Source organism: Burkholderia sp. HMSC10F09 (assembly GCF_001806955.1).
In the GTDB taxonomy this organism is placed as follows: domain Bacteria; phylum Pseudomonadota; class Gammaproteobacteria; order Burkholderiales; family Burkholderiaceae; genus Burkholderia; species Burkholderia multivorans.
On record NZ_KV786593.1, the window covers coordinates 1 to 7,535 of the forward strand.

The window sequence follows — 7,535 nt, forward strand, 5'->3', positions numbered from 1 at the left end:
CGGCCAGGCGTCGATGCCGGTCGACGCCGCGCGATCGCGCGCGCGTGGAGCGCGTACGAAGATGCGCTGCTCGCCGGCGCGCCCGCGCGTCGCATGCGCACGACGCCGCGCGCGCTCGACCGCCTCGCCGACAAGTACCGGATCCAGGCGCACTATCTGCAGCGCCGCTGCTGGCTCGGCGAGCGCCGGCTGCTGTCGCTCGCGCGTCGCGCCGCGCACGCCGGCGTACCGCTGCATGCGGTACACGGCACGCGCGACGCAGTCTGCCCGGTCGACAACGTCGCGCGCCTCGCGCGCGCGGTGCCGACGGCGATCGTCGAACGCGTGCCGGCCGGTCATCTCGCCAGCGATGCCGCGCTCGCGCGCCGTCTCGCGCGCGCGATCCGCACGCTGTTGGGCGATGCGTAACGGCCGCGCGGCGCGCGCTCAGTCCCACGCATAGCGCATGCCGACCCACGCGCCACGCGGCGCGCCCGGCCCGACGAAGGTCTCGTCGACCGCAGCGGCGCCGTCGAACGTATGGTTCGGACCGTTGAAGAAATTCCGGCCGAGCATCCCGAAGCTCGCATAGCGCTTGTCGAGCAGGTTCGTGATCGACGCGAACAGCTGCAGATGTTTCGTCGCCTGCCACGTCGTGTCGACGTCGATCAGCAGGTAACCCGGCAGCTTGCCGCCCGCGTCGCGGTTGTTTTCGTCGCCGCGCGCGAACACGCCGCTGCGGTACGTGAGATTCGTGCCGAGGCTCCACGTCGGCGTCGCGGCATAGTCGAGCCGCAGCTTCGCGGTGCTTGCCGGAATGCCCGGGATGCGGTCGCCCGATCGCACGACGATGTTGCCGCGTGCATCGGCGCTCGAGTTGCTCGCGCTGTGCTCGGTCCACGTCGAGCGGTACGACGCGTCGACATAGCTGTAGCCGATCCCGATCCGGACCGGCCCGACGTGCGTATGCGCGGTGAGCTCGATCCCTTGCCGGCGCGTCTTGCCGACGTTCTGGAAATAGCCGAGCGTGCCCGCGCCGCCGTTGCTGCTGACGAACTGGATGTCGTCGTCGAGCGTCGTGCGGTAGAGCGCCGCGCTCCACGTCGTCGCTGCGCCGACGCGCCCGCGTGCACCGAATTCGACCGTCTTCGCGATCACCGGCTTCAGCGGCGGATCGGCGAGAAAGTCGTTCGGCAGCGAGCACGGTGCGGCCGGGTCGGCGCACGCGAGTTCGATCGCGGTCGGCGAACGCATGCCTTCGTTGTAGGTCGCGTACGCGGTCAGGCCGGGCACCGGATTCCAGGTGATGCCGATCGCCGGATTGAAGCGCGAGAACGTATGGCGGGCAGTAAGCAGCGGCTGCAGCCCGCTGATGTCCTCGATCGCCGCGCGCGCCCAGTCGTAGCGGCCGGCCAGTGTCATCGACCATTGCGGCGTGAGCTGCAGCGTATCGTCGAAATAGAAGCCGTAGTTCGCGTTGCGCGTCTTCGCGCGCGTCGTCTGCTGGAATTCGCCGATGCCGATCGCCGCGCGCGAATCGGTAAACGCCGCAGGTTGCGACGCCTGCTCGAAATGCGCGTTCGCCAGATCCGCGGATGCGCCGACGACGAGCTGGTTGTCGAAGCCGGCCGGCTTGCCGAGCAACGTGAGCTGCAGGCTCGCGCCGTAGCGCTCGGTCGCGATCGTCGAGCGGTCGTTGGACGCCGGCGCGCCCTCGGCGGCGTCATCGTCGCCGGCGCGGCCGGCGTCTTCGTTCACGTTGCTGCTGACGTTCGTGTTCCGATACCGCCGGTAGTACAGGTTGCCGCTCAGCTGCACGCGATCGCCGAACGCATGATCGCCGGACAGCGTCAGATAGCCGGCGCGATTGCGGTTCAGGTCCGGATAGGTATAGGCCTGCCGCGGATTGTCGAGGAACGAGCGCGGAATCGTCTGCGTGCCGTGCAGCGTATTGTCCGCGCCGCCGGCGGACAGCGACAGCGTCGTATCCGCATCGGTATAGCGAAGCTTGCCGAAGATTTGCCGCACGCGGCTCGCATTGTGGTCGGCCCAGCCGTTGTCGTTCGCCACGTTCGCGTTCAGGTAGTAGTCGACACGATCGCCGACACGGCCGCCCTGCTCGAACTGCACCGTCTTGCGCCCCCACGAGCCCGCGCTGACCTCCACTGCGCCGCCCGCACTCGTGCTGCCGTTCTTCGTCGTGATCGCCAGCGCGCCGCCGAGCGTGTTGAGCCCGTAGGTCGGGTTCGAGCCGGGAATCAGCTGAAGCGTGTCGATCGCGGACGGCGGCAGGATGTCCCAGTTCACGACGTCGCCGAACGATTCGTTGATGCGCACGCCGTCGACGAACACCGACAGGCCCTGCGGCGTGCCGACGACCGGCGACGCGGTAAAGCCGCGGTAGTTGATGTCCGGCTGGTAAGGGTTGCCCTGCGCCTCCGCGATGTCGACGCTCGTCGCGTTCTTGTCGAGATAGTCGGTCAGCGTGCTGCGATGCTGGCGGTCGAGTTCGGCACTGCGCACGGTCTGCACGTTCGAGGGCACGCGCGACAGCGGCGTGCCGATCCCGAGCAGCGGCGTGGTGCCGACGACGACGATCGGGGCAAGCGTCGTCGCGTCGCGGCTATCGTCCGGTGCGGCATGCGCGGGCCATGCGATCAGCAGCCCGCCGACCGCGCCGCCGCAGCACAGCCCGATGCGCGCGCGGCATGCCGCGACGCGCCGCTTCGGCGGTGCGGTCTCTTTCATCGTGTCTCCTCCGGTGTCGTTGTCGGTCTCGCGATGCATCGCGCGTGCGTGCCGCGGTGCATGCTGCGCGACGAATCGCCGGTACTGCGGATGGCAAGAAGCATGCCGATGAGCGCGAATCGCGATGTGCGCGGTGTGCTTCCATGTGCCGCCGCGACACCGTGCGGCACACGCACCATCTTCGTATCGACGGGTGTTGCGCTTCGGTCGGCGCTGTCGTCGGTGGGCCGACCGCGATTGGCGATGCGCACCGCGCGATGCGCGGGCGACGCATGCAATGACGCAATGTCGGTCGATCGACGCACGCCGCCCACATCGCCGCATCGCCACGCCAACCGGCACCTGCGTGCCGTCCGCACTGTCATGTTTCGCAACAGTTCGCACACCCAGCTGTTCCCGAACGCAACAGATGCGCGCCGCGGCCGACCATGCCGCGCATTGCCGGCGCCGCCTTCGATTCGCGCGCCGACCCTTGCCGTACAAGGCCGCGAGCGCAATGGCATGCGATTTGCGTGACCGAGGTCGCACTGGATCCGGAACCCGTCCATGCCGGCCCGGCGATCGGTTTGCCGCGGTGCGACCACAATGACTCAGGAGACAACCATGAAGAAACTCTCGGCTTCGACGAGCCGACTGGCAACGATCGGCATCGCGGCGGCAGCCGCCATCGCCTTGAATCCCGGCCTCGTGGACGCCGCGGCCGACTATCCGGCCGTCACGTATCAGCGCCTGACGAATGCGCAGCACGATCCGGGCTGGCTGACCTACTACCGCACGTACAACGGCCAGGCGCACTCGCCGCTCAAGCAGATCGATGCGTCGAACGTCGGCCGGCTCACGCAGGCCTGGAGCTACAAGTTTCCGGCCGAACTGAAGCAGGGTTTCGAAGCGACGCCGATCGTCAATGGCCGCTATCTGTTCGTGACGACGCCGAAGGACAACGTCTACGCGTTCGACGCGGCGACCGGCGCGCAGCTCTGGAAATACGAGCCGAAGCTCGGTGCGGAGTCGTTCAAGACCGCGTGCTGCGACGTCGTGAACCGCGGCGTCGCGCTCTACGGCAAGAACGTGTACGTCGCGATGCTCAGCGGCGAAGTGGCCGCGCTCGACGCGCAGACGGGCACGCTCGTGTGGAAGAAGCAGATGTTCGAGCCGGGCCTCGGCTACGCGTTCTCGCTCGCGCCGCTCGCGCTCGACGGTGCGATCGTCGTCGGCAGCTCGGGCGGCGAATACGGCGCGCGCGGCTTCATCGCCGCGCTGAACGCCAACGACGGCTCGCTGCTGTGGAAGCGCTTCACGATTCCGGGCCAGGGCGAGAAACACGGCGACACCTGGCCGGACGGGATGCAGACGCACGGCGGCGCACCCGCGTGGCTGACCGGCACCTACGATGCGGCGACGCGCACGCTGTACTGGGGCGTCGGCAATCCGGGGCCGTGGCTCGCCGATCTGCGTCCCGGCGACAACCTCTATTCGGATTCGCTGCTCGCGCTGGACCCGAAGAACGGCGATCTGAAGTGGCACTACCAGTACACGAAGCACGACACGTGGGATTACGACGGCGTGAACACGCCGATCCTCGCGACGATCCGCTACAAGGGCCAGGCGCGCGACGCGATCATCCATGCGGACCGCAACGGCTTCTTCCACGCGATCGACCGCGATACCGGCAAGCTGATCTACGCGGAGCCGTTCGTGAAGGCGACGTCGGTCACCGGCTACACCGAGGACGGCACGCCGATCCAGGATCCGGCGAAGTATCCGAAGGTCGGCACGACGATCGATACGTGCCCGAGCTTCCTCGGCGGCAAGAACTGGTGGTCGGTGTCGTACGACCCCGAGCGCCACCTGGCGATCGTGCCGTCGCTGCACGCGTGCATGAGCCTGTCGGGCAAGTCGGTGAACTACATGGAAGGGCTGCCGTATCTCGGCGAAGGCTTCGAGATCAAGCCCGAGCCCGGCAGCGAAGGATACGGCGAACTGCAGGCGATCGACGTGAACACCGGCAAGAAGGTCTGGAGCCACTGGAGCAAGCTGCCGTGGAACGGCGGCGTCGCGACGACCGCGAGCGGCCTCGCGTTCAGCGGCTCGCTCGACGGACACCTGTACGCGTTCGACGTATCGACCGGCAAGGTGCTGTGGGAAAGCCCGAAGCTCGCGAGCGGCATCATCGCGCAGCCGTCGGTGTTCGAGGTCGACGGCAAGGAATACGTCGCGGTGCTCGCCGGCTACGGCGGCGCGAACCCGATCTGGGGCGGCCCGATGGCGAAGGCGGCGGACGACGTGCCGCGCGGCGGCACGCTTTACGTGTTCGCCCTCGATCGCACCTGAGCCGCTGCTACGTCGCGCCCGCGCCGCCGCGCGCGGGCGCGCTTCCCGACTTCCATCCGAGCGTACGAACATGAACATCCGACTCCCCCACCTCGCCGCGGCCTGCGCGCTCGCATCCGGCGCCGCGCTGACGGCACTGCCCGCCGCCGCCGCGCCGGTGCGCGTGTGCTCGCTTCCCGGCACGCCGACCGCTGCGCTCGACAAGGCCGTCGCGCGCGAAGCGTTCCGCACGGCCGGCGTCGTCGCGACGTTCGCCGCCCCGGGCGTCGACGGCGGCGACGACGACGGCGTCTCCGCGCACGAGCTCGTGCGGCTGCTCGAACGCGATTGCGACGTGCTCGCGGGCTTCCCGCGCTCGGCGATCGCCGATGCGTCCGACACGACGCTGCTGTTCTCGCAGGGCTATCTGCGTTCCGGCTACGTGAGCGTCACGCGCCGCGACGCGGCTGCGTCGACGAGCGGCCGCGAGATCGTCGCCGCGACGTACGCGAGCCCCGCGCAACTGATCGCGGTCCAGCAGCAGAACGCGCACTTCGATCTCGAGAACACGTCCGAGCAGACCGTCGCGGCAGTCGCCACCGGCCGCGCGCATCGCGCGATCGTCTGGTATCCGGCCGTCGTTGCGTATCAGGCCGCGCATCCGAAGCAGGCGTTTCGCATCGCGCCGACATCGTCGCCGTACACCGCATGGCAGCTGGCATTTGCGTTCGCGCCGCGCTCGGCCTCGCTGCAGCAGCGGATCGACACCGCGCTCACGCAGATGAAGCGTGACGGCCGGCTCGCCGCGCTCACGCGCAAATGGACGCTGCCGGCCAACGCACTCGAAGCGCGCGACGCAGATGCGATGCCGCACGTCGCCGGCGGCATCATGCGCGCGGGCATCGTGCGCGCGCGCGGCTTGCCGGCCGGCGGCGGCTTCATCCGGATCGCCGCGAGCACCGCCGAGCACGCGCCGACGTTCGACGCCGCCCAGGTCGAGCATGGCCGCGCGCTGTACGGCAACGCCTGCGCGAAATGCCACGGCGCGGATCTCGAAGGCAACACCGCGCCTGCGCTGAGCGGCCCGTCGTTCGCGCCGCTGTCGCATTCGCATCTGACGATCGGCGGCGTGTTCGGCTACATGGCGACCAACATGCCGGCCGACCAGCCCGGCAAGCTGAAGGACGACGAATACGCGGACCTGATGGCCTTCCTGCTCGCGTCGAACGGCTATGTCGCGGGCAAGAGCAAGCTGACGGCCGATACCGCGCGCGCATCGACCGCGCCGCTCGTCGTCGGCCCCGCCGGCCATCGAGCCGCGGGACAGTGACGGCCGCACGCCGGCACGCCGATGCGAACGGCGCCGCACGCCTCTGTTTTTTTCTCTTCATCAGGACATACGACAGTGACTCACTCGACGACTCGCAGAACCTTCATCGTCCACACGCTCGGCCTGTGCGCGGCGCTCGCGGCAGCGCGCACCTCGGTCGCGGCGCCGCCGCTCGTCGACGAAAACGACGCCACGGCGAAATCGCTCGGCTATCGTGCGCACGCCTCGGCCGTCGATACGGCGCAGTTCCCGAAATACCAGCCCGGCCAGCGCTGCGCGAACTGCCGGTTCTACAAGGGCGACGCCGCGGACGCAGCGGGCACGTGTCCGATGTTCGGCGGCAAGGCGGTCGCGGCGGACGGCTGGTGCAACGTGTATGCAAAGCGCGCGTGATGCCGCGCGCGACGCATCGGCGATGTCCAATGCACGGCAGCCGGCGCCCGCGGCCGGCCACGACGACGCGCTCGCATCGGCGAGCGCGCCTTTCGCCGGATTGATCGCACTCGGCCTGTCGCGCGGCTTCGTGACGCGCGGCGACGTGATCGACGCGCTGCCCGACGACGACGCGCACGATGCCGGCATCGACGCCGCGACGGCCGTCCTTGCGGAACTCGGCATCGCGGTATCGGACGATGCCCACGCGGAAACGGACTGGTCGCTCGACCGGTATTTCCGGCCCCCACCACTCTCCCGCGCGGCGGCCCAGCGCAACGGTGCGTTCGCGGCCTTCGATCTGCTCGCGCCGCGCACGACCGATCCGGTGCGGCTCTATCTGCGCGAGATGGGCACGGCGCCGCTCCTCACGCACGACGAGGAGATCGCATACGCGCAGCGCATCGAGCGCGGCCGCGCGGCGTCGGTCGCGGTGCTGTGCGGCGATCCCGATGCGCTCGATGCGCTGGCGTCGATCCGTCGCGAGATCGCGGAAGGCCGGGCCGCTGCATCGGCCTATTTGATGTTCGTCGATGAGGGCCGGCATGCCGATGCAGCGGCCGCCGTCGACCCGCATGGCGACGCGCAACACGACGACATGCGGCCGGGCGACCGGCACGTGTGCGACGCGGCCCTCGCCCGTCTGTCGTCGCTCGATGCGCTCGCGCGCGACATGCGCGCCGCGCTGGCGTCGGGCGGCACGGCATCGCCCGCGTACCGCGCCGCGGTGCGCGAT

At 69.4% G+C, this 7,535-nt stretch carries 6 protein-coding genes and 1 pseudogene; 6 read left to right on the forward strand and 1 reads right to left on the reverse strand.

Features of this window, described 5'->3' with window-relative positions; translation table 11 throughout:
- Positions 1-408: pseudogene (locus tag HMPREF3115_RS06495) on the forward strand (prolyl aminopeptidase); the annotation flags it as partial.
- A gap of 18 nt (positions 409-426) precedes the next feature.
- On the opposite strand, the gene HMPREF3115_RS06500 reads toward HMPREF3115_RS06495, so the two are convergent.
- Positions 427-2,727, reverse strand: a complete 2,301-nt coding sequence (locus HMPREF3115_RS06500) for a TonB-dependent receptor (protein WP_070553798.1) — start codon at positions 2,725-2,727, stop codon at positions 427-429.
- 60 nt (positions 2,728-2,787) lie between these two features.
- Between HMPREF3115_RS06500 and HMPREF3115_RS31875 the strand changes: the two genes are divergently transcribed.
- The 5 genes from HMPREF3115_RS31875 to HMPREF3115_RS06520 form a co-directional block, all read left to right on the forward strand.
- Positions 2,788-3,243, forward strand: a complete 456-nt coding sequence (locus HMPREF3115_RS31875; RefSeq protein ID WP_125902327.1) for a hypothetical protein — start codon at positions 2,788-2,790, stop codon at positions 3,241-3,243.
- Positions 3,244-3,330: 87 nt separating this feature from the next.
- The gene (locus HMPREF3115_RS06505) at positions 3,331-5,058 is read left to right on the forward strand and encodes a methanol/ethanol family PQQ-dependent dehydrogenase (RefSeq protein WP_006399100.1); all 1,728 of its coding nucleotides are present in this window, start codon (positions 3,331-3,333) and stop codon (positions 5,056-5,058) included.
- Positions 5,059-5,128: 70 nt separating this feature from the next.
- Positions 5,129-6,367, forward strand: a complete 1,239-nt coding sequence (locus HMPREF3115_RS06510) for a c-type cytochrome (RefSeq protein ID WP_070553796.1) — start codon at positions 5,129-5,131, stop codon at positions 6,365-6,367.
- 75 nt (positions 6,368-6,442) lie between these two features.
- Positions 6,443-6,760, forward strand: coding sequence for a high-potential iron-sulfur protein (locus HMPREF3115_RS06515; RefSeq protein WP_053299049.1), 318 nt, complete (start codon positions 6,443-6,445; stop codon positions 6,758-6,760).
- Positions 6,761-6,782: 22 nt separating this feature from the next.
- Positions 6,783-7,535, forward strand: a 753-nt coding sequence (locus HMPREF3115_RS06520; protein WP_305367002.1) for a sigma-70 factor domain-containing protein, incomplete at its 3' end; no start/stop codon positions are given.

What these genes read in the sequence shown, in the direction of transcription:
- HMPREF3115_RS06500 (WP_070553798.1), bottom strand. Translation starts at nt 2,727, where the DNA reads ATGAAAGAGACCGCACCGCCGAAGCGGCGCGTCGCGGCATGCCGCGCG.
- HMPREF3115_RS31875 (WP_125902327.1), top strand. Translation starts at nt 2,788, where the DNA reads ATGCTGCGCGACGAATCGCCGGTACTGCGGATGGCAAGAAGCATGCCG.
- HMPREF3115_RS06505 (WP_006399100.1), top strand. Translation starts at nt 3,331, where the DNA reads ATGAAGAAACTCTCGGCTTCGACGAGCCGACTGGCAACGATCGGCATC.
- HMPREF3115_RS06510 (WP_070553796.1), top strand. Translation starts at nt 5,129, where the DNA reads ATGAACATCCGACTCCCCCACCTCGCCGCGGCCTGCGCGCTCGCATCC.